The 24,203-nt window shown below is 68.3% G+C and carries 24 protein-coding genes and 1 CRISPR repeat array; of the genes, 9 read left to right on the plus strand and 15 right to left on the minus strand.

Translation table 11 applies throughout. The annotated features are described in order from the left end of the window. Positions 1 to 368 precede the first annotated feature (368 nt). The 9 genes from H180DRAFT_RS03710 to H180DRAFT_RS03750 form a co-directional block, all read right to left on the minus strand. Positions 369 to 2,345, minus strand: coding sequence for a DUF3987 domain-containing protein (locus tag H180DRAFT_RS03710; protein WP_074466617.1), 1,977 nt, complete (start codon positions 2,343 to 2,345; stop codon positions 369 to 371). 179 nt (positions 2,346 to 2,524) lie between these two features. Continuing rightward, positions 2,525 to 2,872 carry a hypothetical protein gene (locus H180DRAFT_RS03715; RefSeq protein ID WP_055484538.1) on the minus strand — a complete coding sequence of 116 codons (348 nt, stop codon included), beginning with the start codon at positions 2,870 to 2,872 and terminating at the stop codon, positions 2,525 to 2,527. Continuing rightward, on the minus strand, positions 2,872 to 3,531 hold the full coding sequence (locus H180DRAFT_RS03720) for a hypothetical protein (RefSeq protein WP_055484539.1): 660 nt from the start codon (positions 3,529 to 3,531) through the stop codon (positions 2,872 to 2,874). The genes H180DRAFT_RS03715 and H180DRAFT_RS03720 overlap by 1 nt, the downstream gene beginning before the upstream one ends. Positions 3,532 to 3,607: 76 nt before the next feature. Then, the gene (locus tag H180DRAFT_RS03725; RefSeq protein ID WP_055484540.1) at positions 3,608 to 3,871 is read right to left on the minus strand and encodes a hypothetical protein; all 264 of its coding nucleotides are present in this window, start codon (positions 3,869 to 3,871) and stop codon (positions 3,608 to 3,610) included. 18 nt (positions 3,872 to 3,889) lie between these two features. After that, a complete protein-coding gene (locus H180DRAFT_RS03730) occupies positions 3,890 to 4,072 on the minus strand; it encodes a hypothetical protein (protein WP_055484541.1) in 183 nt (60 codons plus the stop codon). A 34-nt stretch (positions 4,073 to 4,106) separates the two neighbouring features. After that, entirely contained in the window at positions 4,107 to 4,364 is a 258-nt protein-coding gene (locus H180DRAFT_RS03735; protein WP_055484542.1) for a hypothetical protein, read from the minus strand. Between the two features lie 140 nt (positions 4,365 to 4,504). After that, a complete protein-coding gene (locus tag H180DRAFT_RS03740; protein WP_055484543.1) occupies positions 4,505 to 6,694 on the minus strand; it encodes a cell division protein FtsK in 2,190 nt (729 codons plus the stop codon). 144 nt (positions 6,695 to 6,838) lie between these two features. Beyond that, a complete protein-coding gene (locus H180DRAFT_RS03745) occupies positions 6,839 to 7,822 on the minus strand; it encodes a DUF2637 domain-containing protein (protein ID WP_055484544.1) in 984 nt (327 codons plus the stop codon). Beyond that, on the minus strand, positions 7,819 to 8,127 hold the full coding sequence (locus H180DRAFT_RS03750; RefSeq protein WP_055484545.1) for a hypothetical protein: 309 nt from the start codon (positions 8,125 to 8,127) through the stop codon (positions 7,819 to 7,821). Before H180DRAFT_RS03750 ends, H180DRAFT_RS03745 begins: the two co-directional genes overlap by 4 nt. A 458-nt stretch (positions 8,128 to 8,585) precedes the next feature. On the opposite strand from H180DRAFT_RS03750, the gene H180DRAFT_RS03755 reads away from it, so the two are divergent. The 3 genes from H180DRAFT_RS03755 to H180DRAFT_RS29680 all read left to right on the plus strand — a co-directional run bounded on the left by H180DRAFT_RS03755 (position 8,586) and on the right by H180DRAFT_RS29680 (position 10,978). Next, positions 8,586 to 9,374, plus strand: a complete 789-nt coding sequence (locus H180DRAFT_RS03755) for a GntR family transcriptional regulator (protein WP_055484546.1) — start codon at positions 8,586 to 8,588, stop codon at positions 9,372 to 9,374. After that, complete coding sequence (locus tag H180DRAFT_RS03760) at positions 9,368 to 10,132, plus strand: glycosyltransferase family 2 protein (RefSeq protein ID WP_254665861.1); 765 nt, start codon at positions 9,368 to 9,370, stop codon at positions 10,130 to 10,132. Before H180DRAFT_RS03755 ends, H180DRAFT_RS03760 begins: the two co-directional genes overlap by 7 nt. Before the next feature lie 690 nt (positions 10,133 to 10,822). Next, complete coding sequence (locus H180DRAFT_RS29680) at positions 10,823 to 10,978, plus strand: hypothetical protein (RefSeq protein ID WP_159033555.1); 156 nt, start codon at positions 10,823 to 10,825, stop codon at positions 10,976 to 10,978. 1,309 nt (positions 10,979 to 12,287) lie between these two features. On the opposite strand, the gene H180DRAFT_RS03770 is transcribed toward H180DRAFT_RS29680, so the two are convergent. Continuing rightward, the gene (locus H180DRAFT_RS03770; RefSeq protein ID WP_055484549.1) at positions 12,288 to 13,064 is read right to left on the minus strand and encodes a GntR family transcriptional regulator; all 777 of its coding nucleotides are present in this window, start codon (positions 13,062 to 13,064) and stop codon (positions 12,288 to 12,290) included. Positions 13,065 to 13,141: 77 nt separating this feature from the next. Between H180DRAFT_RS03770 and H180DRAFT_RS03775 the strand changes: the two genes are divergently transcribed. From H180DRAFT_RS03775 to H180DRAFT_RS03785, 3 genes are read left to right on the plus strand one after another with little or no spacing between them, the layout of a single operon-like run. Further along, a complete protein-coding gene (locus H180DRAFT_RS03775; RefSeq protein WP_055484550.1) occupies positions 13,142 to 13,423 on the plus strand; it encodes a hypothetical protein in 282 nt (93 codons plus the stop codon). Between the two features lie 51 nt (positions 13,424 to 13,474). Further along, positions 13,475 to 14,260 carry a GntR family transcriptional regulator gene (locus H180DRAFT_RS03780; protein WP_055484551.1) on the plus strand — a complete coding sequence of 262 codons (786 nt, stop codon included), beginning with the start codon at positions 13,475 to 13,477 and terminating at the stop codon, positions 14,258 to 14,260. Beyond that, complete coding sequence (locus H180DRAFT_RS03785; protein WP_139151353.1) at positions 14,260 to 14,463, plus strand: hypothetical protein; 204 nt, start codon at positions 14,260 to 14,262, stop codon at positions 14,461 to 14,463. Before H180DRAFT_RS03780 ends, H180DRAFT_RS03785 begins: the two co-directional genes overlap by 1 nt. Positions 14,464 to 14,527: 64 nt before the next feature. Here H180DRAFT_RS03785 and H180DRAFT_RS03790 read toward each other — a convergent pair whose 3' ends face one another. After that, positions 14,528 to 15,448 (minus strand): FkbM family methyltransferase, encoded by a 921-nt coding sequence (locus tag H180DRAFT_RS03790; RefSeq protein ID WP_055484553.1) that lies wholly within the window; start codon positions 15,446 to 15,448, stop codon positions 14,528 to 14,530. Positions 15,449 to 15,610: 162 nt separating this feature from the next. Here H180DRAFT_RS03790 and H180DRAFT_RS03795 point away from each other — a divergent pair, with 162 nt between their 5' ends. Further along, positions 15,611 to 16,225 (plus strand): hypothetical protein, encoded by a 615-nt coding sequence (locus H180DRAFT_RS03795; RefSeq protein ID WP_139151354.1) that lies wholly within the window; start codon positions 15,611 to 15,613, stop codon positions 16,223 to 16,225. 510 nt (positions 16,226 to 16,735) lie between these two features. Here the strand turns inward: H180DRAFT_RS03795 and H180DRAFT_RS03800 are convergent. From H180DRAFT_RS03800 to H180DRAFT_RS03815, 4 genes are all read right to left on the minus strand, one after another. After that, positions 16,736 to 17,080 carry a hypothetical protein gene (locus tag H180DRAFT_RS03800; protein WP_055484555.1) on the minus strand — a complete coding sequence of 115 codons (345 nt, stop codon included), beginning with the start codon at positions 17,078 to 17,080 and terminating at the stop codon, positions 16,736 to 16,738. Next, positions 17,077 to 17,409 (minus strand): hypothetical protein, encoded by a 333-nt coding sequence (locus H180DRAFT_RS03805; protein ID WP_055484556.1) that lies wholly within the window; start codon positions 17,407 to 17,409, stop codon positions 17,077 to 17,079. The genes H180DRAFT_RS03800 and H180DRAFT_RS03805 overlap by 4 nt, the downstream gene beginning before the upstream one ends. A gap of 172 nt (positions 17,410 to 17,581) precedes the next feature. Continuing rightward, positions 17,582 to 18,820 carry a helix-turn-helix domain-containing protein gene (locus H180DRAFT_RS03810; RefSeq protein ID WP_055484557.1) on the minus strand — a complete coding sequence of 413 codons (1,239 nt, stop codon included), beginning with the start codon at positions 18,818 to 18,820 and terminating at the stop codon, positions 17,582 to 17,584. A gap of 426 nt (positions 18,821 to 19,246) precedes the next feature. Continuing rightward, positions 19,247 to 20,582: direct repeats of the CRISPR family, unit length 29 nt; unit sequence GTCGTCATCAGCCCTGGAGGGCTCGCAAC. 538 nt (positions 20,583 to 21,120) lie between these two features. Next, the gene (locus H180DRAFT_RS03815) at positions 21,121 to 21,939 is read right to left on the minus strand and encodes a SigB/SigF/SigG family RNA polymerase sigma factor (protein WP_055484558.1); all 819 of its coding nucleotides are present in this window, start codon (positions 21,937 to 21,939) and stop codon (positions 21,121 to 21,123) included. A 533-nt stretch (positions 21,940 to 22,472) separates the two neighbouring features. On the opposite strand from H180DRAFT_RS03815, the gene H180DRAFT_RS03820 reads away from it, so the two are divergent. Together H180DRAFT_RS03820 and H180DRAFT_RS03825 are read left to right on the plus strand one after the other, a co-directional pair. Further along, on the plus strand, positions 22,473 to 23,099 hold the full coding sequence (locus tag H180DRAFT_RS03820; RefSeq protein ID WP_055484559.1) for a hemerythrin domain-containing protein: 627 nt from the start codon (positions 22,473 to 22,475) through the stop codon (positions 23,097 to 23,099). A gap of 191 nt (positions 23,100 to 23,290) precedes the next feature. Next, on the plus strand, positions 23,291 to 24,160 hold the full coding sequence (locus H180DRAFT_RS03825; protein ID WP_055484560.1) for an MBL fold metallo-hydrolase: 870 nt from the start codon (positions 23,291 to 23,293) through the stop codon (positions 24,158 to 24,160). Positions 24,161 to 24,203: the final 43 nt, after the last annotated feature.

Raw genomic sequence — 24,203 nt, forward strand, 5'->3', positions numbered from 1 at the left:
AGTCGGTACGGAGTCGGTGCTCGGTACGGACTGCACGATGCTCCCTTCGAGACGATGGGCGGGGTGCTCGCCCGCGGAAACCGCAGAATCCGCGGAAACCGCCAAGGCTTCCGTCTGACCTGCGGTGTCGAAGCGGTCAGGGTGGCCGCCGCACAATCCGGCGGAGTCGCCGCACAAATCTGTATCGCCGCAGTGGACGGATTGCGGAAGCGCAGCTGCATGGGCTTTTTGCGGCGCCTTCGCAGCTTTCTGCGAGCAACCGGGGTCGGTTTCAACCGGGTTGAATCGCTGCTGGTCAGCGCCGTCGGATCGGCCTTTCTGCGGATTCGGCGGTTTGTGCGGCGAGTTGTCTGCGCTCATGCGGCGTGTCATGCCTGGCCCTCCCTCACCTGTGGGTGGATGAGGTAGCGAGGTGCCGGCGGGCGGCCGCGTTTGCCGGTGCGGGGTGGGGTGTGGCTGCGGAGGTAGCCGTGCTCTTCGAGGAGGGCGACGGCCGGTTCCATGTCGGCGACCGTGGGGAACTCCGAGCGGGAGAGCTTCGCGAACAGGTCGCGGCGCGAGACCGTGTCCCACCCGTTCGCACGGAGCACCTCCAGGAGCGTCTGCGCCCGCGCCTGCGCCGCGTCGGCTCCCATGAGATCGAAGACCGTCAGCGCGTGGTCGGCGAAGTAGTCCGCGATCTCGATGGCCGCCGTCATCGTCTCCGGCTCTACGGGCGTGCCGTAGCCGTCCTCAAGGTGGGCGGCGACGTGAAGCAGTCCGGCGATACGGGCTGCGGTGCCCACCAGCTTGCCCGCCCACTTGCCGACATGGCCGAGCTTGCCGCCCCTGGCCCGGAGTTGGGGCTCGATCCGCTCCTCGAAGCCGAGCAGCTCGCCGCCCGCGTTCGGGGTGAGGTGGAGGACGTACGGCTCGGACTGCTCGGCGAGCGACAGCGTCAGCGCGGTGACGTTGCGCTCGTACCGCGCCGCGACCGACTCCGGCACCGGCGCCGGGCCGATCTTGCGGTAGCCGACGAGCGATTCAGGCAGCGCGTACAGGAATCGGGCGAGAAGGCCGCGGCCGTCGAAGCCGCGGTTCTTGCCGATGTCCTCCAACACGGACGGCTGGACGGCCAGGCCCATGGTCAGCGCGGGGGCTTCCATAAACTCCTCGCGGTTGCGGCGGTCGACCTTGAGCCGGTCGCCGGCGTGGCCCTTGAGGAAGACCTCCATGTTCGGAGCGCCCGAGTAGCGCCCGGCGATGATGTCGAAGATGCCTCCCTCCGCGGACATCACCGCCAACCTGCCGCCCTGCTCGGCCATGAGCGAGGTCACCGTCTCCGGAGTGGAGTCGTCCGCCAGCAGCCGCGGCTTCGGCGGGACCGTCAACTCCTCGGCCTGCTGGGCCAGGTCGATAGCCTCGGCGACGAGGCTGTCCCGCTCCGGCCCCTCCGCCGACGACGCGCGGGTAGCTGCCTTGTCGGCGGCCTCCTGGGCCATCTTCCGGGTCAACTCGGCCTCGACGATGCGCCCGGCGGCCTGGTTCGCGAGATGCTTCTCCGCCTCGTAGAGCGGACCGGTCATGGCGGAGAAGACCGCGGACTTGCGGTTCGCCGGAGGCAGCGCGACCACGACGTAGAGGTTGGTCGGCTCGTGCCAGCGTCCGCGTACGCGGACGACGACGCGCCCGCCCGCCCCTGTGGCGAGCACGCTCAGCGCCAGCGCGGCGGCCATGTCCGGCGGCGTCTGCGTCTCCTCCGCCAGCGCCGCGCAGAAGTCCCCGAGCCAGGACGGCAGCGCGTGCAGTGGGAAGCGGGGAAGCTGTGGACGGGTGTTGAGCGGAATCGGTTCCGACCACGCCTCGGGCAGCTTCTCCTCCCCGAGCGCGAGAGCCTCGCGCACCTCGTCGGCGGTGGCGTCCGGTGTGGAGGCCGCCTGCACGAGACGAGTCCCGGCCTGGATCAGACGGCGCCGCTCGGCGAGTTCGTGGACGATCTCCGCGTAGTAGCCGGCGTTCGCTGTCGTCGGTACGGCTTGGATGAGGCCGTGGACGTAGGCGGGTCCGCCGACCCTGCGCAGGTCGCCGGTCTGTCCGAGGAAGTGGGTCAGGGTGATCGGGTCGACTGGCTTGCCCTGGCCGTGCAGGACGGTGATGGAGCGGTGGATGGTCTCGTGTGCGGGTCGGTAGTAGTCCTCGGCGCTGAGCGTGGCCTGCACCTCGGCGATCACCTCGGCTGCGAGCATCATCGAGCCGAGGACTGCCTGTTCGGCTTCGAGGTCGCACGGTGCCGCCCCGTTCCGCTCGGGGGCGGAGTGCAGGGGCAGCACGTTGTCCCCGCGGGATGCCTGGGGCTGCTCGGTCATCGTGCGGCCTCTCCGGCGTACGGCTGAGCCTGAGCGCCTACGTGTCGCCGACCCTGCGCAGGGCGGGGCAGCGGGCGGTACCTGGTTTGAGGCATGCTGTTCGCACCTCCTGTTTCTTCGTGGGATGGGAGGCCGGGGCAGCGGGCTTCCTGATCCGTTGGCCGCTGCCCCGGGCGTCTTCAGGAGTCCTCGGTGAGGCTCCAGCGGCGGTACTCGTTGCGTACGTACTCGCGGCTGCCGTGCTTCGCGTCGTACGCGATCAGCTGTACGGCCGCCGCTTCTGCCGCCTGTATCGCCGACTTCGCGAGTTCGGGCCCGTACGTTGAGACTTCCGTCAGCGCGATGCGATCCACTAAGGCCGCCTTCCGCAGCCAGAACTCGCGGGGCAGCGCGCTGTCGTGCGAGTACCGTTCGCTCAACTCGGCGAGTGAGGCGATCTCCCGCTCGATGCTCGGCGCATCGGCGTACACCTCATCGGTCGAGACCCTGTGATGTGTGGTGGTGGCGGTGTCGGTCGTCTGCGGCATTACTGAACGTCCTTCGGGAGCCGGTTTGTGCGTGCCCTGTCGATGGCGAAGTGCAGGGCGTTCTCGGCGAGTTCGCCGTAGTCGTACGCGGTCTGGGCGAGGGCCTCGGCCGAGTCCAGGGCAGCCGCGAGGGCGGCGGACTCGTGTGCTTTGAGGTGCTGTTCGGCGGAGAGGGAGTCGGCTGCGTGGCGGGCGCTCTCCCGGTAGAGGAGATCCTCACGGAGGGCGTGCAGCCGCTTTCCGCCACTCCAACGGGCGAGCCCCTCGCTGAGGTCGGGCATCTCGCCCATGAACAGGTACTCGCCGTGCTCGCGGTGCAGCAGCACGCGCGACGGCTCCTTGCCGCGGAGCACGGAGCGGATGGCCCAGGCGGCGCCATGTGCGTAAGCCCGTGCCGCGTTCTCGTACAGGCGGCGGACCTGCTTCTCCAGGTCGGTGTAGAGGTCGCTGACGGATACCAGGGCGACGTCGTGCGGGCGGTGGAACGGCGTGCCGGGGACGGCGAGTTCGCCGAGGTGGTGGTGGGTGCGGGACGGGTCGGTGTTGGAGATGCCGAGCTTGGCCGTGTGGAGAGCGAGGCGGTACTCGCGGGCGGCGGCGCCCAGCGCGTACACGCTCTCGGGCAGTGTGCGGAACCAGGTCGTCTTGGTGTCAGCCATGGAAGTTCTCCAGGTGGCAGGTGCAGGGAACGAGGTGCTCCCGTACGGCCGATGACGGTCGGCCGTACGGGAGCGGTCAGTGCAGAGGCAGCCGCACGGGCGTGTTCTCGCCTGCGGCTTCGAGGAGTTCGCGGAGGTCTCCGCCGACGGCGGCCAGGCGCGCTTCCATGGCGGCCCACGACTCGGCGTCGATGGCCATGAGCGCGGAGACGGCGACCGGGGCGTTGCCGCGCTGCAACGCGCTGAGTGCGTCGCGCAGTTCGCCGGCGGCCGTCAGCGAGATCTGGGACGAGGGCGACGCGGACGACGTGCGTGAGGCGGTGCTGATCGAGTTGCACATGATCGAACTCCTTCGGTGTCAGTTGCCGATGGCGTGTACGAGGGCGGTCATGACCTGGTTGATGGGCCCGGCGGCGGGCGTGTTGGCGAGGTAGAAGCCGAAGAGCAGCGATGCGACGGCCGCACCGGCGCTGACCGCGCGGAACCTGAGCAGCAGCGCGACGATGAAGCCGAAGAGGATTACGAGCGAGAGCGTGACCACGGGTCGGGTCCTTTCTGCCGGGGTGGCCTGGCGGTCAGAGCGTCTGGGAGTGGTCGCGGTGCAGTCGGGCGACGAGGTTGTAGAGGTGCCGGCCGATCCGGATGCGCTTGCCGTGGCCGCGGCAGCGGCGGCAGTCGGGCCCGCGTTTGATGCGTCCACGGCGGTTGCGGCGGACGTGGAAGCCGAAGCCGCGGCACTTGCGGCAGTCGCCGAACGGCGAGACGGTGCACAGTGCTGCGTAGCTGAGAGTGATGAAGAGCAGGCTGGCGATAGCGTCGAGCGTCGAGGTCATGAACTCCCCCTGAGCGGCGGTTGAAGGGTGTCCCCGGGCCAGGCCGCTATCCGCTAGCGGCCTGGTCACTGGGGGAATGGCGCGCTAGCGGGGCCGCTAACGTTAGCGAGGCGTGCTGCTAGCGGAAGCGGCTCCGACCGTCATGCGGCGTCGGGCTTTCCGTCACGTTCCGCGACGGTTTTGGCGATGTCGGCACGGGCGATGCCTCGCCGGTTGACGACCTTGCCGTCCACACGGCGGCCGATCTGGATGGTGTTGATCCCGTACGGCTTGAGCGCCGAGGTGAGCTGCTCGGCGCCCCACTCGCCGTAGATCTCCGGCCGCAACTCGGCCAGCCGCGAGGCGACTTCCTCGGACCACAGCTTGGATTCCTTGCGGCTGAGGACGGCGAGGATGTCGGTGAGCAGGTCGTACGAGGCGGCGGGATCGGCTTCCAGCTCCTCGCCGAGCGCGTGCCCGGCGAGGGTTCCGGCGTCTTCCCGCAGCTTCCGCCCCCGCAGCGCGATGCGTTCGGCGATGACGGCGTCCGCGTACACGGAGCGGACGATGCGGGCGTCGGCGCCCTCCCCTACGAAGTAGTGGATGCCCTTGTCCGCCCAGGCGAACATGGTGGCCCGTACGCCGCGCTTGTACGCGCCGGTGCCGAGCACCATGTCGTTCTCGATCTGGCCCAGGACCTTGAGGCAGAACCGCGCGGAGGCGTTGGCGCCGATCCCCGGCGGCAGAGCGTCCTTGTCCGGGCGCTGTGTGGAGAGGAGCTGCACGAAGCCGAGCGCCGGGCCGCGCTTGGTGATGTCGGTGCAGATCTCCTTGATCTCCTCGCCGTACTTGGGGTGTTCGAAGAGGACTTGGCACTCGTCGACGCCGACCACGACCGGGTGCAGCCCCAGGGACTTCTTCGACGCCAGGTCGCTGGTCACCTTCGACTCCGGGCACAGGTCGCGCGGAAGAGAGCGGATTACCTTCGCCCGGCGCCGCAGTTCGCCGCGCAGTTCCCGAAGGTCGGCGAGGATGTAGAGGATGTCCTCGTCGTCGTCTCCTGCCCGGTAGCGGTAGGCCACCTGTTCCAACGGCCCAAGGTCGCCGGTGCCTTTGAGGTCGAACAGGTGCAGTTCGGCCCGGGGGTCGAGTGCCGCGATCAGGAGCAGCAGGCGCAGGAGGAACGTCTTGCCCATGCGCGGGATCGCCCCGATCACTCCCGCGATGTACATGAGCGTGATCTCCACCCAGCGGCCCCGCTGGTCGGTGCCGAAGGCGACGGGCTTGAACAGGTCGACGGAGCCGGACTTCGCGAGCGGCCAAGTCGGCTGCTTGGCCTTCGACATGTCCTGATCCCCGACCCACAGCACCAGACGGCCGGTGTGCTCGTCCGGCACGGAGTCCGGCCACACGCAGCCCAGCGGACGGCGCAGGCCGGACGCGAGCTTGTCCCGCTTGTCGACGACGTCGGCCACCGTCACGCCGAACGGAAGGTCGCCCTCTGCGCGCCAGCCGGGCCCGTCCCTGGTGATCGGTGCGGTGAACGTCAGCGGCTCGCGCCCCTTGGCGATGGCCTGGTTGATCTGCCCGATTCCCAGCGAACCGAGCGCCCTGAGCACGATGTCGCTGGTCAGCTTCTGGACCTTCGGGATCTCCACAGCCCGGTGGACCACCGGGGCGTCGGCGGGCTGACCGAGCCAGCCGAGGGCCAGCGTCACCATCGCGCCGGAGAGGGCGAGCAGCCAGGCGGACGCGAGTACGTACAGGGACATCGCCGTGGACATCCCGACGATCGAGGCCGCGACGGCGACGAGCGTGCGCCAGCGGACGCGGCGGTCGCGCTGCCGGCTGAGCTTCAGGTACTCCGCGACGTCTTCGCGCCTGGCGGCAGCCGCACGCAGCGGGTCGCCTTCCCGGTCGGCGAGCCAACGCATCGTCCCGCCGACGAACTGAGCTGCGCCGTGCGGAGATTGAGCCGTCAGCCGCACCCCGTACCAGGGAAGGCGCACCGCGTGGTACGCGGCGGTGTGCCAGGTGTGGCCCGCGAGCCACCCGGCAGCGGTGACGAACTCCGGCTTGGAGCTGGCCCACGCCGGGAGCACCGGCCGACGCTTGGCGCCGCGCACCCGATCCATGAAGCTGGGGCCCGACGGACCGCCGGGCCTGTCGACCGTCAGCCGCGTCGTCGGGTCACCGGACTCGTCGGGGGCATCCTCGGCGGATGTCGCCGACTCGGTCGGCTCCGAGCGGACCGACCGCTTCTCGTTCAGGTCGACCACGTCGTTGGATTCTTCGACCGCCATTTCTGATTCGAGTCGTTCGAAGTGTTCGTTCTCGTCGTCATGGTTCACTGGCACGTCCTTCCTGTTGGGAGGGCCGGGCCCGGCTGCTGCTGTGGTAGGTACGTCAGCCGGGCCCGGCGCATGAGCGGTTGCGAGTACGCGAGTTGAGCCGCGGACGTCGGCCGACCCGGTCGGCCGACCGAGCTCCATGAATCAGCTCGCCGCTGTCGGCTCCAGCTCCGGGAGCTGTTCCTCTTCGTCCGTGCGCTGTCGGCGCTCCGCCTTCAGCTCCTCTCGGAGCTCGCGGGAGCGGGACTGTCCACAGCCGACGGCGTCACGGATGCGCTCCGCGGTGAGTGCTGAGTCGGGCCAATCGGCTGTCGCCTCACGGGCCTTGACCAAGTGCTGCTCGAAGGAAGGCCACGCCTTGCTGCCCGACGACTTGCGCCGAGCAGACCGTCGGCGAGGCGGACGGCCCGCCTTCGGTCCCGCGCCCGACTCCTCCTCGCCGCCTTCGCCCTTCGCGTCGTCGTCCTGCTCGGCAAGCGCCCCGTCCGGAGCGACGTCCCCGAGCTTGAGCAGTACGCGCTCCCGCAACGGCGCTTCACGGCGCCAGCGCCGCCCGTACCGTTCGCGAAGCCCGGCGCGAGCGAGCTGCCGGTCCTTCTCCCGCTCCAGCGCCTCGCGGTAACTGGTGATCTCCCACAGCGTCATGCGGCGCCACAGGGAGAACGTCGAGCGGGGAGCGAGCAGCCACCGGGAGCGCCGAATGCGTTCCATCCGGGCGCCGGTGGCGGCTCCGATACGTACGGCGTAGACATGCGCGACGACTTCGGACAGGCCGACCCAGAGCAGCGGCATCGTGCCGTGCGCGACCTTCGCGGAGAGGCTGTCACCGGCCGCGACGTTGAGCCAGCACGTGACGAACGTGAGCGCCCACGGCACCCAACGCACCCACGACAGACGCATGTCCAGCCTGATGAGCAGCAGATTCGCCGCGGTGAAGACGGGGATCGCCGCGTCGATCCCGACCGGCAGCATCCACGGGTGGACGAAGCCCCAGCGTTCGGCGGCGCGAGCGACGGAACCGAACGACGTCGCCAGCCCGAGGCCGCCGACTCCGACGCCCGCCGGCACCACCGCGACGAGCAGTGCCTTCTCCGCCTTGCCGAAGGGCGGAGGCTCAGGGGCGGTCACGCCGCTCCCTTGGTCCACGGCATCCACGCCCGCTTCGACCGGCGGCCCCACAACGGCGCGACGTCGCGGAGCGCCGCGGCATACTCGGCGTTCACCCGGGCGATCTCGTCGTGCTGCCCCAGCTCGTCGAGCTCCGCGAGCACGTCACGAGCTGCAGCCAGTCGGGCCTCCCGAACCTCGTGCGGCTCACCGGGGAAGCCAAGGAACAAGTCCCGAAAGGACTCGGCGGGTTCCTCGAAACTCAGGGCCAGTTCCTCGAACTCGGAGGCCTGCCAGGCCTCCTGATCGCCTGCGTAGGCACGCATGCTCTCTCCTCGTCGTGTCGGTGGGATGGGGCTCGGGGCAGCGGGCTTCCTGATCCGTTGGCCGCTCCCCTGGGCGCGATCAGCACGGCTGTGCCGTCGCGCGTGGCTTTCGCAGGGACCACTCACCTCGTCGGCGAACGAGTGGTCATGACCTCCGACATGCCTTCACGAAGGCGATGCCGGAGATCAAAAGCACTCATTCGTCCAGGTGCACTCTGTTGAGTTCTCAAGCCACAGGCGCTTCCTTCGGGCCTCTGTCACCAGGCCCCCCGGGCGCTTCCCGGCCGCGGGCCCATCCCGGAGGTGGGCATGATGCGGTCAAGTCGCCATCAAGATGTCTTGTCCTCAAGTCTTCTTGATAACTTGCTTCGACTATGACGTCCCTCTCCCCACTCGTCAAGTCCTCTTGATGACACGTAAGGTTTGACTAGCTTCCCCAGAGAGAGCGGTGACCGGCCATGGCGAAGGCGTACGAGCGGATCGCGGATGACTTCCGGCGTCCCATCCGCGCAGGTGAGCTCAAGCCGGGCGACAAGCTGCCCACCGAGGCCAAGCTCGCGGAGCGCTACAACAAGGGGCTGCCGACGGTGCGCCAGGCGCTCGCGCAGCTGGAGGCCGAAGGGCTCGTCGAGAAGAAGCACGGCCGAGGCACCTTCGTACGTACGCCGCGCAAGCTGGTATCACGCAGCAACGAGCGTCACCAGTGGGAGAAGGACCGTGCTCGCGAGCCGGAAAAGCAGCGGCTGCAAACGGGGTCGACGGAGCACGACACCGGGCTGACCGTCGACGACCTGGTCTTCCACGCGCACTACGCGGAGATCACCGCGAACGAAGACCTCGCGACGTCGTTCGGCGTACCCGAGGGCACGGCAATGCTGGAGCGCACGTACCGGACGCGCTACAGCGCCGAGCCTGCGCCCTTCACGCTGGTGACCTCATACCTCGTCCGCGACATGGTCGCGAAGAACCCCGACCTGCTCGACGAGACGAACGAGCCGTGGCCCGGCGGCACTCAGAACCAGCTCTACACGGTCGGCATCGAGCTCGACCGCATAGAGGAACGAGTCACCGCACGCCCGCCCTCCGCCGAAGAGGCCGAGGAGCTTGAACTGCCGCCCGGCACCGCTGTGATCGTCCTCCGCAAGTCCTCGTACGACACCCGAGACCGCCTCGTGGAGATGTCGGACGTCATCCTCCCCGGAGACCGCACCGAAATGACCTTCGTGACCCCACTGGATCGGTGGTAACCACCTTGCAGCAGCGCATCGTTGTGCTCACGGCAGTCCACGCACCCGGCGCCCACCACCTGCCGGACGCATACCGGTCGCTCCAGGAGCAGGAGCTGCCGCACGGGTGGGAATGGCAGTGGGTCATCCAGGAGGATGGCGAGACGGACGCGGTCGCCGAACTCGTCCCCGACGACCCGCGGGTGAGCTTCGCGCAGGGGCGGCGTGGGGGCCCTGGCGTCGCCCGGACCATGGGACTCGCCCGCGCACGGGGCGAGTTGGTCAAGGTCCTCGACGCCGACGACATGCTCACCCCGGGCGCTCTCGCCCGTGACATCGCCGTCTTTGAGCGCGAACCGGACATCGCCTGGACGACCTCACGCGTACTCGACGCCATGCCGGACGGCTCCACGGTCGGCTTCGACGGCGACCCCGACGAGGGCCCCATCGAGCGCGGTTCCGTCCACGAGCACTGGAAGGCCCACGACTACCGCGCCCAGGTCCACCCCGCGACCCTCTGCGTGCGCCGAGACCTCCTGCTGGCGCTGGGCGGCTGGATGGCGTTGCCGGCATCCGAAGACACCGGGCTCCTGCTCGCCCTGAACGCGGTCAGCCGCGGCTACTTCACCCGCGAGGTCGGGCTGATGTATCGCAAGTGGCCTGGCCAGGCGACGAACCAGGCAGCGCATGCACACAAGGACGAGCGCGAGGCGCGGATGGCGGTGATCGAGGCGCGGGCGCGGGAGCTGGTCGAGCTGAAGTGGCGATACTCGCCGTGACCCCTGTCGGCGCCCTCTTGAGCAGCGTCCACGGAGATCTCACCATCCGTGCAGCAGCTGGATCGCAGTGATCACAAGAGCGATCACGGACACGATGACCCCTGCGACCGTCCACCCGTGCGTCGAATTTTCGGGGGTGGAGCCCGCAGCACTCGCACCGCCCTGCCTAGCTCCCCGGGACACGAGCACCAACGCGAAGGCAGCGAAGGCCGCAAACACAATGAGAAGGACCGTGAGCGTGACCTGGCTGTACACGAACTCGCCTGAGGCGGCGGTCACTTCTAGGGAAGCGGCCTCCGCCGCCATGGAGAACATCATGCCGAGGAGCATCCAGGTCTACAGGTAAGCGTGGTATCCGGGGCACGATGTTCAATTGATGCAACACTTAGGGGTGTGAGTCGAGGGCCTGGGGTTGTGCAGCGGCGTATCTTGGACGCGCTGAGGAACGTTGAGCGAGAGTTTCCCGGAGCGTGGGTACTTCGCAGCGGGCTCGTCTCACCGAAAGAGGGCCAGAGGGTTGAGCGATCGGACCGCTCGAGTACAAGACGGGCCATCAACGGGTTGGCCGGAAGAGGACTCGTCGAGCTCAAAGAGGCCGCCTACGGCGAGCACGGCGTCCAGTCCGTTGTTCGGCTGATCAATGAAGACCGACCTCCTCTGATGAGCCCGGAACAAGACCTCAAGATTCGTATGAAGCTGGACCCTGACCTCCGGCTGCTCAACGACGCACTGCGGAGCCACGGGTCACGGGTCCGGGTCGATCTGGTCGACGCCGAGAAGGTGGAGCGCACAACCGTCCTCGACTTGCAGACCAGGACGTCGTATCGAGCCGTCTACCTCGTCTGACGCTCAACCGAACGAGGCACATCCGTCCACCAGGACGACGAAGGGCTTCGGGTTCTCTCCTCAACTCACTCCAGAATCTGCAAACCCGTCGATTTCACGCTGCGGAGACTGGTGCATCATGAGCGACGGCAAGCGTTTCCTGTGGACCCGTGAACGGCACTTCAGGGCCCCTCGGCGCCTGAAGCGGAGCCATTTGTGCAAGCGGACACCGACGTGTAATCGACGTCACTGACGAGGACGCCCATCACGTCATCAGGACAACGGAGAAACACCAGGTAGCAAGACGGTCGAAATCGTGTCTCGTAGGGCTGTGGCCCAGTAGTCGGCGTCCGTCGCGGGCGTACTCGCGGCCACGGACCCTGCGCTTATCCACGCAGTCATCACACTGTTGGTCCTCAACGTCGTCGACGACGTTGTGACTCTCGCCCTTGTCGAAAAATGCACAATCGGTGCGTGCGCGGCACGACAGCCACTCTCGCGAATGCCCTGCACGCAGATCGGAGACGCGCTATGGGGCTTCTCAAGGAGGGAGACGAGTCCCGGATGTCGATGAAGCCGCCCAGAAGGCCGTGGAGGCTACGCCTCTGAGGTGCATCTTTGCAGGAAAGGGTAGACGTAGTTTCCAGGTTTCCAGCGTTGCTGCTTGTTTCTTTCCGCTGTTTCGCGACCTCAAGTGTTTCCAATTTGCGAGAAAGATTGGAAACCCTCGGAGAGGCGCCTCTCGGAAACCTCCAGCTAGCAGGTCTTTCAAGTTTCCTGCGTTACCTCTGACCTGCGGAAATGTGCCGGAAAGGTGTCACTTGCACTTCTCGATCTATCCAACTCATAGTGAATTCAGCAACGGATCGGAACGAGACCGAGAGCGGAGGTGGGGAAGAGATGACTGGAATCGATGCAGTCGTTTTCATCGTGGGAATGTGTGTTACGCTTAAGTTGCTCAACTGCGGCAGGCGATAACGCATTTGCGTGACCGTTCTGTCTCTCTATTCGGGAGACAGAACGGGAAGCGCGCGCACGGTGCGGCCCCTTCTGCGCACGGGGGCCAGAGTCCTAGCCCTCCGACTGCGCGCCAGGGCGTGACGTCGGCCGTACGCGCAGCCAGTCCCGTAATGCGGGCAGAGTTGCGCCTCCCAAGGTATTGCGCCACCCAACTCCAGCCTTTCGGGGGCCTCCGTGCGAGGAGTGTCTCGCCATCCCCCCTGCTGCCAGCCGGCCCCGGGTTAAGTCGATCCAGCCCTCTTCAACACGTTGTTAGTGCATGCAGGACCCTGGTCCCCGACACCCGCGTGTTCGGGGCAGGGTGCTCATCTCAAATGGGCGTTGCGCAGTCGGTCCGACTCACCGGGATCTCGTACACGAGCTCGCACAACGCCGCCGGCACCACGATGTCCGCCGTCTCCACCGGCCGTCCCTCGTCGCTGTAGTACGTCCGCTGGATCTGCGTCACCAGCGCGCCGCGCGGCAGGCTGAGCAGGGCGAGCTCCTCGGCCGTCGCGAGGCGCGGCTCCGGTCGCTCTACGGCGTGGGTGACGGTGACGCCGATCTCGGCCATGCGCTCGACCACGCCGCGGCCGGCGTGTGGCCCGCCCTCGGGTAGCAGCACGATCGTCCGGCTAGTGAGGTCGTACGGTTCCCAACTGGTAGACAGCTGCACGGGTTTGCCGTCGGCCATGAACTCGTACCGAGTGTGGACGCCGAGCGCTCCCTCGTCGATGTCGAGGCGCGCGGCGATGTCCGTCGGCACAGGGGCCTTCGCCTCGGTGTGGCTCTCCCAGGTGCCCTGCTTGCCGAGTGCTGCCATGTTCGCGCGAAACGGGGAGCCTCCCTGCTGCTCCCGAATCGGCGAGCGCATCATGCGGATGCGTGCCCGAGGTTGGGCGACGTACGTGCCCGAGCCGGTGCGCCCTTCGAGATGACCTTCAGCGATCAGCACGTTGTTCGCGCGCCTGACGATCGCCGGTCCGACCCCGTACTCCTCAGCGAGGCGGGCACGTGACGGCAGCTTCTCCCCAACTTCCCACTCACCACTGGCGATACGCGCCCGGAGCAAGTCGGCGATGCGCAGGTACGGCGGCTGCTCAGGCATATGGAAAATCTAACCGACCATGCTAAGCTGACTAGCCACCTTGACTATCTGTATTCGTAGGGTCGGGGGCCACCGCAATGTCGACACCTGCGTCCCGCGCCCGCGAGATGGCGGAGTGCCTGACCGCTGCCGGCTTCAGCCCGACGGTGCAGGACCACGAGGACCACATCCGCGTGGAAGCCAAGGCGCCTGACGGGACCTCCGAAGAGTCCTGGATGGCGGCGTTACGCGCGCTCACATCGGTCGACCGTCTCGGCCAGGACGAGGACGACAGCGGCAACAAGACCGTGTGGGCCGTCGTATTCAAAGAGACCCCCGCGACAGCGCCGGCTGCCCGGGGGCGTGGCCGTCAGCTTTAGGGAGCTGAGCGACATGATGAACCGTAGCCACTACACCAGCGAGCAGCCACGGTGCGTTCCTCACGCACCGGCCCGCGGCACGAAGGGCCGGTGATGTGTGTGGCGCGCTACCAGCAAGTCGCCGATTCGATCCGCGGGCAGATCGCCGACGGAACACTGAGCGCCGGGGACAGACTGCCGACGGAGCCGGAGCTCGTCGACGAGTACGCAGTGAGCAGACTGACCGTCCGTCACGCCCTCGACGTCCTCCAGGCCGAAGGGCTCGTGGAGAAGTTCCACGGCCGAGGCACCTTCGTCCGCCGGCCGCCGCAGCGAGTGGCGTACGTCAGCGCATGCAGCGATGGTCTCCCGCAGCCGCAAGCGGAGAACGTCGAGATCGAGACGTACGTCAGGCCGGGCTCGGTTCTCGCCGAGGCGCCGCTGACGGCCCTGATGCAGGTGGAGCGGGGGACCGAACTCGCGGAGTACCTGTACTTCAGCCGGAGAGACAAGCGTCCGTACAGCCTGGCGCGCATTCACGTCCCTCTCGACCTGGCGGAACTTCTCGACACCCCTACGGCGAGGCTGCCTTGGGGCGCCGAGATCCCCCACGGCTTACAGGCCGCCGGCGTCCGCCTGGCGCACATCACCGAGCGGGTCACCACGCGACCGCCGACGCAGGATGAGGCGGACCATCTGAATCTGCCGGCCGGAGCGACCGTGCTGGAGGTCGAGCGGACCTCGGTCGACGATCGCGGCCGGGTCGTTGAAGGTGCGCAACTCGTGGCCCCGCAGGACCGCATCGAGGTCGTCTTCTCGAAGGCCCTCCCCGGGTCGGAAGGCGGTGATCTGCGGTGATGTTCGGCAAGCCGTGCTGCCTCTGCGATGAGAAGCAGGGGGAGAAGGTGCTCGTCCAGTGCATCGAGAGTGGTTCGGGGCCCGGTTGGAGCCTCTACGCCTGCCCCACACCGTGCGCGCAGCAGTACGCGACACGCTCCTACGCCCCGGACTGGCTGCCTGACGAGCTGGCCAAGTTAGGGCTGTGGCCCCCGGAGAGCTGACCGCGAATGGAATGGATGGAGCGGCGGAGCCCTCACGCGAGATGCGTGAGGGCTCCGTCGGCGTTCAGGCCAGCGATTCGGCGTCGACGCGGGAGAAGACCAGATCCATCTCCTCGCTGACGGGCTGGCGCCAACGTCTCGGCGGCAGGGGACGACGGATGGCCGACGGATAGCTCCCCGGGTCGTAGTCGTTGACCAGCCGGTACGCGTGAAAGCCGGCCTCGGTGAACGACGTGAGCAGCTCCTCTGCCGAGTCCCCCAGTGCGCGCATGCGCTCGGGCGTCACCTCGACCACCACCTCCGCGTCCTCCCGCAGACGCGCGAAGGCGGGCTTCAGCCCTCGTACGGCGGCTCCTTCGGCCCCTTCGACGTCGATCTTGATCACGCGGGCGCGTTCAATCTCCTGCTCACTGAGCAGCATGGTCAACGGGTGGGCGTCCACCTCGAATTCGGCCAGTGCCGGGCCGGAGTAGGGGACGGTGCTGGTCGCGCCGGTGTTGCGTGAGCTCGCCTGGACGAACGTCACGGTCTCGTCCTTGTCGGAGACCGCGGCATTGACCGTACGGAGGTTCCGGCAGCGGTTCATCTGGGCTTGCTGCACAAGCTGGCGATGGAACGTCGACGAGGCCTCGATGGCGACGACCGTCCCTTCCGGACCGACCAGAGACGAGCCGAGCACGCTGAAGTAGCCGACGTTGGCGCCCACATCCACAAAGACGTCCCCCGGCTTCAGCCGCTGCTTGAGCCAGTGGGTGAGGTGCGGTTCCCAGACGCCGAAGAGGTACAGGTGCCTCTGGATCAAGTCCTCGGTGTCGACCAGGAATCGGGCACCGGAGCGTGTCCGGGCAGGTCGCCGTACGGGATGCTCGCGGAGCTGGGGCACCAGGTAGTTCCGCGCGAGTGCCCTCTTGCCCAGCACTCCGGGCGCGTGGCGGACATAGCCCCGTCCGAGGACATGGAAGAGCCGCCGACCGTCCACGTTCATCCAGCTCCCCCACCTCGTCGCAGGTCATCAACGTACCGGCAGGTTCGAGCCGCACTCTTCCGGCCCGCTGGGTCGGCGCGGCATTCACCCCGTACAGTCCTCTGGACATCTGGACGACAAGTTCCGTGCCTGGGGGATGAGTTGGACACCGGCGAGCAGCTCGTGACGATCAGCGCCGTCTTATTGGGCGCCGTGATGACGCACGTGACGAACTACATGCTGGAGCGGAGTCGCAACCGGCACGAGCTGCTGACGCGCTGGGACGACAAGAAGCTCGACGCGTACGAGGGCTACGTCGACCGCGTTCGCGCGGGCATCTTCCTCGCCGTCCAGCTCTACGAGGACAAAGAAGGCATACGCGAGAGCCACAAGCAGGAGTCGGAGATGCTCGCCGAGATGTACGAGGCGGGCCGGCTGCGCGGCCGTGCCTTCGAGCGGGTCATGCTGCTCGGCGGTGACGAGGTGGTGGAAGCGGGTCACCGCCTCAACGCGGCGGCGAACAAGGTCGATTGGCAGGCAACGGGCAGGGAGTCCGGAACGCTGGCCGAGTGGCGCGCAAAGCATCGGGCGGCCTTCGAAGCGATCAATCAGTTCCACGACGCTGCACGGGTGGATCTCGGCGTGCAGGGCAACGTGACGGGTGAGAGCCACCCGGAGAGGGATCTCCTGCTACCGCCGGCTCAGCGCAGCAGCGACAAGCCGCCCTCAGACGAGCAGGGGCCCAGCTCAGGCGGCTCGCCCCGGGACGCGTCTGACCCCGGGGCGAGCACTGGGTGAGGTCACTTCCGGGTCGTGACCCTCTTGCAGCGCGGACAGTGGAAGAGGCCGTTGCCGAGCTGCTTCGTCTTCGCGCCGCAGCGGCACCGGGGCGGGTCAGGCATCACTCGTTCCTCGGGAGTGCCGGCATGGCCGGAGGCGAGGCACAGCCGGGGGTTGACCGGGCCAAACCGCCAGGAGCGCCGGCGACATCAACTGCGGATGGGTGGACTTCGCGGCGTCATCCCGTCCCGGGGGTGTGGACGTCCCCGGGACGGGGGTCTCGTCGGTACTCACGGCGTGGCCCTCCCGCTGTACAGGAGCGGGATGATGACTGCGGCGGTCAGAATCCAGATGCCGACCACCATGAGGATCTGCTTCATGACGTCCGCACCCCCACCGCGCGCTCCTCCAGCGCCTTGACGTGCTGCGTGAACCGTGCCGCGGCGCCGCAGCGGTCGTCGTCGGCTGGCACTGCGTCCTCGGACAACTCGCCGTGTACGGCGCAGGGACCGGGTGACCTGTCGCCGCTCACCGGAGAACCTGCCGAAGTGCGTCCAGTAACCGCGTCGCCGGCGTGCACCGCTGCGCCGCGGTGCGGGTCCAGTGCGGGCCCGGCGGAGTGGTCACCTTGTCGGCGGGGATGAGGACGTGGTCACCGCGCAGGTACGAGGTGACGCCGGGCATGTCCAGCCCGTGCCCCTCTCCGGGGTACACGAAGAACCACATGCTTCGGCCGTCGGCCACCACCCCGCCGCAGGCACCGCCGAGCTTCTTCATGACCTGCGTGCCGACATTCGTCGAGACTCGTACGGCATCCCAACGGTCGCCGGCCTGGGCGAGGGTGAGACGCATCTGCGCTGAGGGGATCGTCACTGCGCCACCCCCGCGCGGATAACCGTCCGCACGGCGGCATACAGCGGCCAGGAACTGGTCAGTATCCGGCCGTTGACGATCGGACGCGCCCAGTACACGACGGCCGAGCGGTCGCAATCCACTGGTGGAACCACGACGCAGCTGCCCTTGCCGAGGATGCGCACCTGCGCCTCGTCCGAGAACGACCAGTCGTCAGCGGTTCCGGGCTTGATCAGCCAGTACAGGAGATGGGCGTACGGGTCGCGAATCACCGCGCCGCAGTCGTCGCCGAGTCTGGCCAGCACCCGGTCACCGAGATAGGCAGGCAGACGTACAGCGTCCCAGTCCACCCCCGCATCCCTCGGCTCCGGACTGGGCCTGGCCGGTAAGGGGGTACGCAGCACGGGGATTCTGCGCATGGAGAGCACGGAGACACACTCCTCGGTCGCGTGAGTGATCAGTTACTCACTGACGGTAAGAGTGCCTACCGTGGAGCAGGGGCAGGATTTCTGCCCCTTGCCATCAGGCCGCCAACACGCCGACCTTTACGGCGAGTTCGGATGCGCGGCGCCGCCGTTCAGGCGCCTTCGCTTCCGTCTCCTCCAGGATGATGCGGCGCGCGTAGCCGTTGTACCGGATCGTCTCCGGAGCGTTGGCGTACGCCTTGTCCAGAGTCTCCAGAGCCGTCTCGGGCTTCCCGTCCAGCTGGTAGGCGCGGGCCTCTTCGATGCGGTGACGAGCCCGGCGCGGTCGGGAAGGGATCGAGCCCGCATCGGCTCGTGTGGCCTGACGCACGCTCTCGTTGCCGGCATGCAACTCCACGGCGAGCGTGACTGCGTGGGCTCCCATCACCGCCCGGGAGAAGCTGGTGACGGGGTGGTAGTAGTCGGTGGGAAGGCGCGCGGCGGCTCGGTCGGCCTTGTCCCACCAGCCCCAGGCGCTGCCGGTGTCCCCGCGGCGCGCCGCCGTGTAGCCGGCCGCCATCTCCAACGCTCCCGCGATGGCCCGCACTTCATCGTCGGCATCCGGCAGTCGGGCCTCAAGCCACCGCAAGGCCTTCATGGTCACCGCGTCCGCGCCGTCGTAATGTCCGGCATCGCGGTGCGCCTCGGCCGTCAGCCATGCAGCCATGCCCAGCGCGTGGGGGTCCTCCGACTCCTGGGCCGCGACAATGCCGCGCTCCGCCACCCGCCACAGCAGCGCCGAATCGGGCTGGTAGGCAAGGAAGAACTGAGCGAGGCAGTACACCTCGGCGAGCGCAGCCTGAGCGGAGCGCCGCTCCGCAGACGTTCGGGCCTGCCGCACTGCAAGCTGCCCGTCGCGGATCAGATCAGGCAGCAACGTCCCGATGACGTCCCGGTGGTTCGGGGCAGAATGCCGGGCGCTCCATGCGTGGGCGATACGCGCCTGAAGGTGCGCAGCCTCCGGAGCCGGCCGATCGTCGCCGGCGAGGGGGAAGGCGTCCACGGCCGCCCGCACACCAGACAGGCGCGGATGACCCGGACCGACGAACAGGGCCGTAGGCACGCGGGCGTCCCCGGTGAGGTCCGACAGGTCCCGCACTCGCAGCACCTCTGCCATGCGCAGCACCATCGGCAGCGCAGGAATGTGAAGGTCCCCGCGCTCCACCTGCTTCAACCACGACGGCGACTTGCCCAACAGCCCCGCGAGCACCGGACGCGTCATGCCGCGACGCGTTCTCAGGATGCGCAAGCGCTCCCCGAATGCGATGGGTTCAGGGGTGGTGTCGGGGTGCGACATGGCTCTGGCCCCTCTCCGGTGTGGCGGCGGCACTCAACAGAGTATGAGGCAGAGTCAGTTTTGTGTCTCCGGAGTACAACTCGCTGTAGCGTCTTCACGCGTGCTGCATCTCCTTGACTGGACCCCGCCAGCAGGGGATCTCGCCGACGTCGCCAGGAACGGACAATGTGAGTGCCTCTCATAACGACGGCGGCCGTTTGGCTCACGGATGGGCTACCGCGCAGTGACAGCAGCCCGGACAACCTACGCGCAGCACCCACGCTAGCCAGCGCCAGAATGGAGTGGACGCCCGCAGATGCGGCTGCTCCGACAAAAGGGGACGCGGGCAACGCTCTGACCAGGGCAGATACACTACCGACGAGTCGCTGCAGAATCGCACCGTCCGCGTTCCTGCAAAGGCAGCGTGACCTGGCGCTTTACCCTCGGGTCGTCATCAGCCCTGGAGGGCTCGCAACGCGCTTCCGGTCACAGCACGGCCCTACGACTACCGCACGTCGTCATCAGCCCTGGAGGGCTCGCAACACCTGCGGCTGATCTCGTCGGAGAAGCTCTCCGAAGAGTCGTCATCAGCCCTGGAGGGCTCGCAACGGCCCCTTTGCGGGTGGCTTTCTCGACGCGGGCTACGTCGGGTCGTCATCAGCCCTGGAGGGCTCGCAACCTGGCCTCGCCCGGTTGGGTGGTGGCTGCTCCTCCTCGTCGTCATCAGCCCTGGAGGGCTCGCAACACGAGCTGCCCGGTCACGAACCACAGGTCCGTGATGGTCGTCATCAGCCCTGGAGGGCTCGCAACGCCTTGGTGGGCGGGCCGACGGGCGCGGGCTCCGGTCGTCATCAGCCCTGGAGGGCTCGCAACCGTGGGTGCGGAGCCAGCAGCAGGGGGCGGCCGGTAGTCGTCATCAGCCCTGGAGGGCTCGCAACAAGCGTTTCTCGCCGCCGTCCGCCGCGCCAACCGGTCGTCATCAGCCCTGGAGGGCTCGCAACCGTGGGTGCGGAGCCAGCAGCAGGGGGCGGCCGGTAGTCGTCATCAGCCCTGGAGGGCTCGCAACAAGCGTTTCTCGCCGCCGTCCGCCGCGCCAACCGGTCGTCATCAGCCCTGGAGGGCTCGCAACCGCTCCTTGGCACCCAGACAGATGCGCTCGAACAGCAGTCGTCATCAGCCCTGGAGGGCTCGCAACGTGGACATCAATGCCAGCCTCCGCAACGCGGACGTCGTCATCAGCCCTGGAGGGCTCGCAACGGCGGCCTGGAACGGGCCATCTCACACGCCGTGGATCTCGTGTCGTCATCAGCCCTGGAGGGCTCGCAACTGCCCCTCGTCGGCGTCCTACTGCCGGTCATCATCATGTCGTCATCAGCCCTGGAGGGCTCGCAACTTGTCCGGGTCGGTACGCTCCGTGCGGGCCTGCCGTGTCGTCATCAGCCCTGGAGGGCTCGCAACAGGCAGTCGTACTGCCCGGCCGGCAGGGTGGTGCGGGTCGTCATCAGCCCTGGAGGGCTCGCAACTGGCTGCAACGCCACATCAAGCGGCTGCCGCACACCGGTCGTCATCAGCCCTGGAGGGCTCGCAACACGGGGTGGTGGACCAGGCCAAGAGTGCCGCCCAGGTCGTCATCAGCCCTGGAGGGCTCGCAACCTGTGTGTTCAGGCGCTGTTCGGGCAGGCCGCCGTCGTCGTCATCAGCCCTGGAGGGCTCGCAACACAGGACGCGCCGCCAGCCGTCGGCGCCGAACACTTGTCGTCATCAGCCCTGGAGGGCTCGTAGACCCCAGCATCGGGAGCGTGCTGGCCACCTCCCCGCGCCGCGGCCAAGCGCTCCCTCGCTTTGGGCTTTCCTCGGTCTCTTGGACCGCCGACCGCTGCCCCCAGCCGGTTACGGCGGTTACGCACAGAAGGCGAGTTCCGCGTGCTCAGCCGAGGCGTCGGTCCTCCCCCGCAGCGCATCCGGTAGCGCGGGCCACCAGCCTTCTCGTCCAGCGCCGTCGGACGCCACTTTCGGGACGTGCTGCGCCCTGTCTCCGTCTCAGTTTCCGTCTCATTCACCCCCGTACACGAGCATCCGCAGCCGTTCATCCGTTGCCGCAGGCACTGGCAAAGACCTGGCCGGACGCTCGCGAACTTCCGCGAACGACACCCTCACCAGCGCGAACAGACCTCGAAAGCGAGTGAGGGGCAACCCTCCGTGGGTTCAAATCCCACCGCTACCGCAGGTCAGAAGGGCCGGACCCCCAGCGGGGGTCCGGCCCTTCGGCGTGGGCGCCCAGGTGGGTGGGCACCCTTCCGCCCTGCGGTCTCCGCAGGGAGTCAGGCCGCGGCGAGTTCCCGTTCGCTCCGGGGTTCGAGGTCGGCGTCGACCTCTTCACGGAGCCGGCGGCAGGTGCGGCTGAGCAGCCGGGAGACGTGCATCTGTGAGACGCCGAGCTGGTCGGCGATCTTCGTCTGCGTCATGTCGCAGAAGAAGCGCATGTACAGGATGCGGCGCTCCCGTTCGGGCAGCCGCTTCAGTCGTGGCTTGACCGCCTCACGGAAGACGACGCGGTCGAAGCCCGGCTCGGCGCGGCCGAGGGTGTCAGCCAGGGTGTATCCGTCGTCGGAGCCCGGCAGTTCGGCGTCCAGGGAAAGGGCGGAGTAGCTCTCCAGCGCCTCCAGCCCGACCAGTACGTCCTCCTCGGACATGCGGGCGTGCTCGGCAATCTGCGCGACGGTGGGGCTGCGGTCACCCGCCTCCAGGCTCAACTCGCGGCGGCTCGTACGCACGCGGTTGCGCAACTCCTGTACGCGGCGCGGCACATGCAGCCCCCACGTGTGATCACGGAAGTGACGCTTGAGTTCGCCGACGATGGTGGGGATCGCGAAGCTCTCGAAGGCGCACCCGCGGTCGGGGTCGTAGCGGTCGACGGCCTTCACCAGCCCCAGCGAGGCGACCTGCTGCAAGTCCTCCAGCGACTCCCCGCGATTACGGAACCGCTGCGCGAGACGCTCCGCCATCGGCATCCATGCCTCGACCACCTGCTGCTTGAGCCTTACCTTCTCCGGCCCTTCGGGGAGCGCCACGATGCGGCTGAAGTCCGCAGTGGTGTCAGGAGCGTCATGGTGGGGGTGACGGGCTCGCCGAGTGCGCATCTGTACAGGTGACATCGTCCTTGTGTCCTCTTCCCTCCGGTGTACTGCGTCCGAGCGGACACCGCGGGAGAAGGACACGAGCGGGCCGGACCGCTTCACGGTCCGGGGCCGGGACAGAGTCCCGCTCCCGCGGATGTGCCTTCTTGCCGAAGCACTGCTGGTCGCCGTCTGCCCGGGTCCGTCACCGGCAAACGTGAGCGATCCGAATTCGTGTTGCCGCGTCATATTGCCCTGGCCAGAAGGGTGTTGAGCACTCGCCTCGTCTTGCACGGCTCCTGGACGGGCACTCGACGAGTGCACGGCGACGACCCGTGCCGCGGCTGCCTCCGGGGAGTCGGAACCGGCGGTGCGGGGCGGGGATTTCGGCCAGATCGCGGTCGGCTGCGCGCGACCGGTTTCCGCTGAAGCAGGTGAGTCACCCGGAGGTCCGGTTCTCAACCGGACCGTCGAGAAGGGGCGTTGTGCGGTCCCGGAACTGACCGACAGGCCGCCGACAGGCCGACAGGCCAACAGGACGAACCAAGGGGGTACTCGTGAGCAACGCGGCCCAGGAACGCGCGGAAGCGGCGCTGCTTCCGGAGGACGACGTCATCGGAATCCTGCTGAGCCAGCATGCCCGCATCCGGGACCTGTTCACCGACGTGCACAGGGCGCAGGGCGAGGCGAAGAGGGCGAAGTTCGACGAGTTGCGGGCGCTGCTGGCCGTCCACGAGACGGCCGAGGAGATGATCCTGCGCCCGGTCGCCGAGAAGGAAGCCGGAGAGAAGGAGGCGGACGCCCGCAACGAGGAGGAGGCGGAAGCGAACAGGGCGCTGGCCGAGTTGGAGCGGCTGGACATCGCCGGCCCCCGATTCGAGGCGAAGCTGGGCGAGTTGGAGAGGGCCGTCGGCGAACACGCCGGTCGCGAGGAGCACGAGGAGTTCCCGCCCCTGCGTGCCGGGTGTTCGGCCGAGCAGTTGCGGAGCATGGGCAGGAGGCTGCTGACGGCGGAGAAGGCCGCCCCGACGCATCCGCACCCGGCCGCGGCCGGTTCCCCCGCCGCCCAGTGGGCCGTCGGCCCGTTCGCCTCTCTGCTGGACCGGGCGAGGGACGCGCTCTCGTCGCCGTCGGAGGGCCTGATGGGTACGGGCCCGGCCTCGCTCGGCCGGGAGGACCGCTGACCGGCCCACGGGGAACGCCGACGGCCGGGCCCGCGGCATCCGGCCCGCGATGTGCGCGGGCCCGGCGCCCCGCGCACGCCTGATGCCGGTCTCCCGTGGTACCCGGAGGGTCTCCTGCGGCACCTGGTCGTGGAGGCAGTCCACCGGACCGGTCGGGGCCGGCGTCCGCGGGCCGGACGAAGGAGGGTGTCATGACGGTGCCGGTGCCGCACGGCGCGGCGGAGACCCACTTCGTGGGCAACGCGACCCTGCTGCTGCGCTACGGACTCTTCACGCTGCTGACCGACCCGAACTTCCTGCACCGCGGGCAGTTCGCCCACCTCGGGTACGGGCTGGTCTCACGGCGCCTGAAGGGGCCGGTCGCCCCGGCCGGCGGCATCCCGGCCCGTCCGGATGCCGTGGTCCTCTCCCACCTGCACGGCGATCACTGGGACCGGGTGGCGAGGCGGCGCCTGGACCGCGGCGTCCCCGTCGTCACCACTCCCCACGCCTCCCGACGCCTCCAGGGGCTGCACGGCTTCCACCGTGCGGTCGGCCTGGACCTGTGGCAGGGCCACGACCTGCTCAAGGACGGGGCACGGGTCCGCATCACCTCCGTGCCCGGCATCCACGCGGGAAGTGCTGCGCTGCGGCGGCTGCTGCCGCCCGTCATGGGAAGCATCCTCGAATTCGGCTCCCCCGACGGGGAGATCGGCCTGCGCGTCTACGTCTCGGGGGACACCCTCCCCTTCGACGGACTGCGTGAGATCAGCGAGCGCTACCCCGACATCCACCTCGCCGTGGTCCACCTCGGCGGTACGCGGCTGCCCGGCGGCTTCGTCGTCACCATGGACGGACGGCAGGGCGGCGAGCTGCTCGACCTGCTGGACCCCGCTCTGGCCATGCCCGTGCACTACGACGACTACACCGTGATGAAGTCGCCGCTCTCCTCGTTCCTCCGGGAGGCCGACAGGCGGGGATTCGGCGGCCGGCTGCTGCACTGCCCGCGCGGATCGCATGTCACGGTCGGGCCGGGAGCGCGTGTGGTGGAGACCGCCGGGAGCGAGCGGTACGCACGCTGACGTTCCGGGCGGTTCCGGGCCGGGTCCGGTCCGGACGGTGCCG

Origin of the sequence: Streptomyces sp. WMMB 322 (genome assembly GCF_900090145.1) — a bacterium.
Classification (GTDB): domain Bacteria; phylum Actinomycetota; class Actinomycetes; order Streptomycetales; family Streptomycetaceae; genus Streptomyces.

What these genes read in the sequence shown, in the direction of transcription:
- H180DRAFT_RS03825 (WP_055484560.1), top strand. Translation starts at nt 23,291, where the DNA reads ATGACGGTGCCGGTGCCGCACGGCGCGGCGGAGACCCACTTCGTGGGC.
- H180DRAFT_RS03725 (WP_055484540.1), bottom strand. Translation starts at nt 3,871, where the DNA reads ATGTGCAACTCGATCAGCACCGCCTCACGCACGTCGTCCGCGTCGCCC.
- H180DRAFT_RS03770 (WP_055484549.1), bottom strand. Translation starts at nt 13,064, where the DNA reads ATGCCTGAGCAGCCGCCGTACCTGCGCATCGCCGACTTGCTCCGGGCG.
- H180DRAFT_RS03710 (WP_074466617.1), bottom strand. Translation starts at nt 2,345, where the DNA reads ATGACCGAGCAGCCCCAGGCATCCCGCGGGGACAACGTGCTGCCCCTG.
- H180DRAFT_RS03815 (WP_055484558.1), bottom strand. Translation starts at nt 21,939, where the DNA reads ATGCGCACTCGGCGAGCCCGTCACCCCCACCATGACGCTCCTGACACC.
- H180DRAFT_RS03735 (WP_055484542.1), bottom strand. Translation starts at nt 4,364, where the DNA reads ATGACCTCGACGCTCGACGCTATCGCCAGCCTGCTCTTCATCACTCTC.
- H180DRAFT_RS03750 (WP_055484545.1), bottom strand. Translation starts at nt 8,127, where the DNA reads ATGCGTGCCTACGCAGGCGATCAGGAGGCCTGGCAGGCCTCCGAGTTC.
- H180DRAFT_RS03715 (WP_055484538.1), bottom strand. Translation starts at nt 2,872, where the DNA reads ATGCCGCAGACGACCGACACCGCCACCACCACACATCACAGGGTCTCG.
- H180DRAFT_RS29680 (WP_159033555.1), top strand. Translation starts at nt 10,823, where the DNA reads ATGAAGCTGGACCCTGACCTCCGGCTGCTCAACGACGCACTGCGGAGC.
- H180DRAFT_RS03775 (WP_055484550.1), top strand. Translation starts at nt 13,142, where the DNA reads ATGTCGACACCTGCGTCCCGCGCCCGCGAGATGGCGGAGTGCCTGACC.
- H180DRAFT_RS03755 (WP_055484546.1), top strand. Translation starts at nt 8,586, where the DNA reads ATGGCGAAGGCGTACGAGCGGATCGCGGATGACTTCCGGCGTCCCATC.
- H180DRAFT_RS03785 (WP_139151353.1), top strand. Translation starts at nt 14,260, where the DNA reads ATGTTCGGCAAGCCGTGCTGCCTCTGCGATGAGAAGCAGGGGGAGAAG.
- H180DRAFT_RS03790 (WP_055484553.1), bottom strand. Translation starts at nt 15,448, where the DNA reads ATGAACGTGGACGGTCGGCGGCTCTTCCATGTCCTCGGACGGGGCTAT.
- H180DRAFT_RS03720 (WP_055484539.1), bottom strand. Translation starts at nt 3,531, where the DNA reads ATGGCTGACACCAAGACGACCTGGTTCCGCACACTGCCCGAGAGCGTG.
- H180DRAFT_RS03810 (WP_055484557.1), bottom strand. Translation starts at nt 18,820, where the DNA reads ATGTCGCACCCCGACACCACCCCTGAACCCATCGCATTCGGGGAGCGC.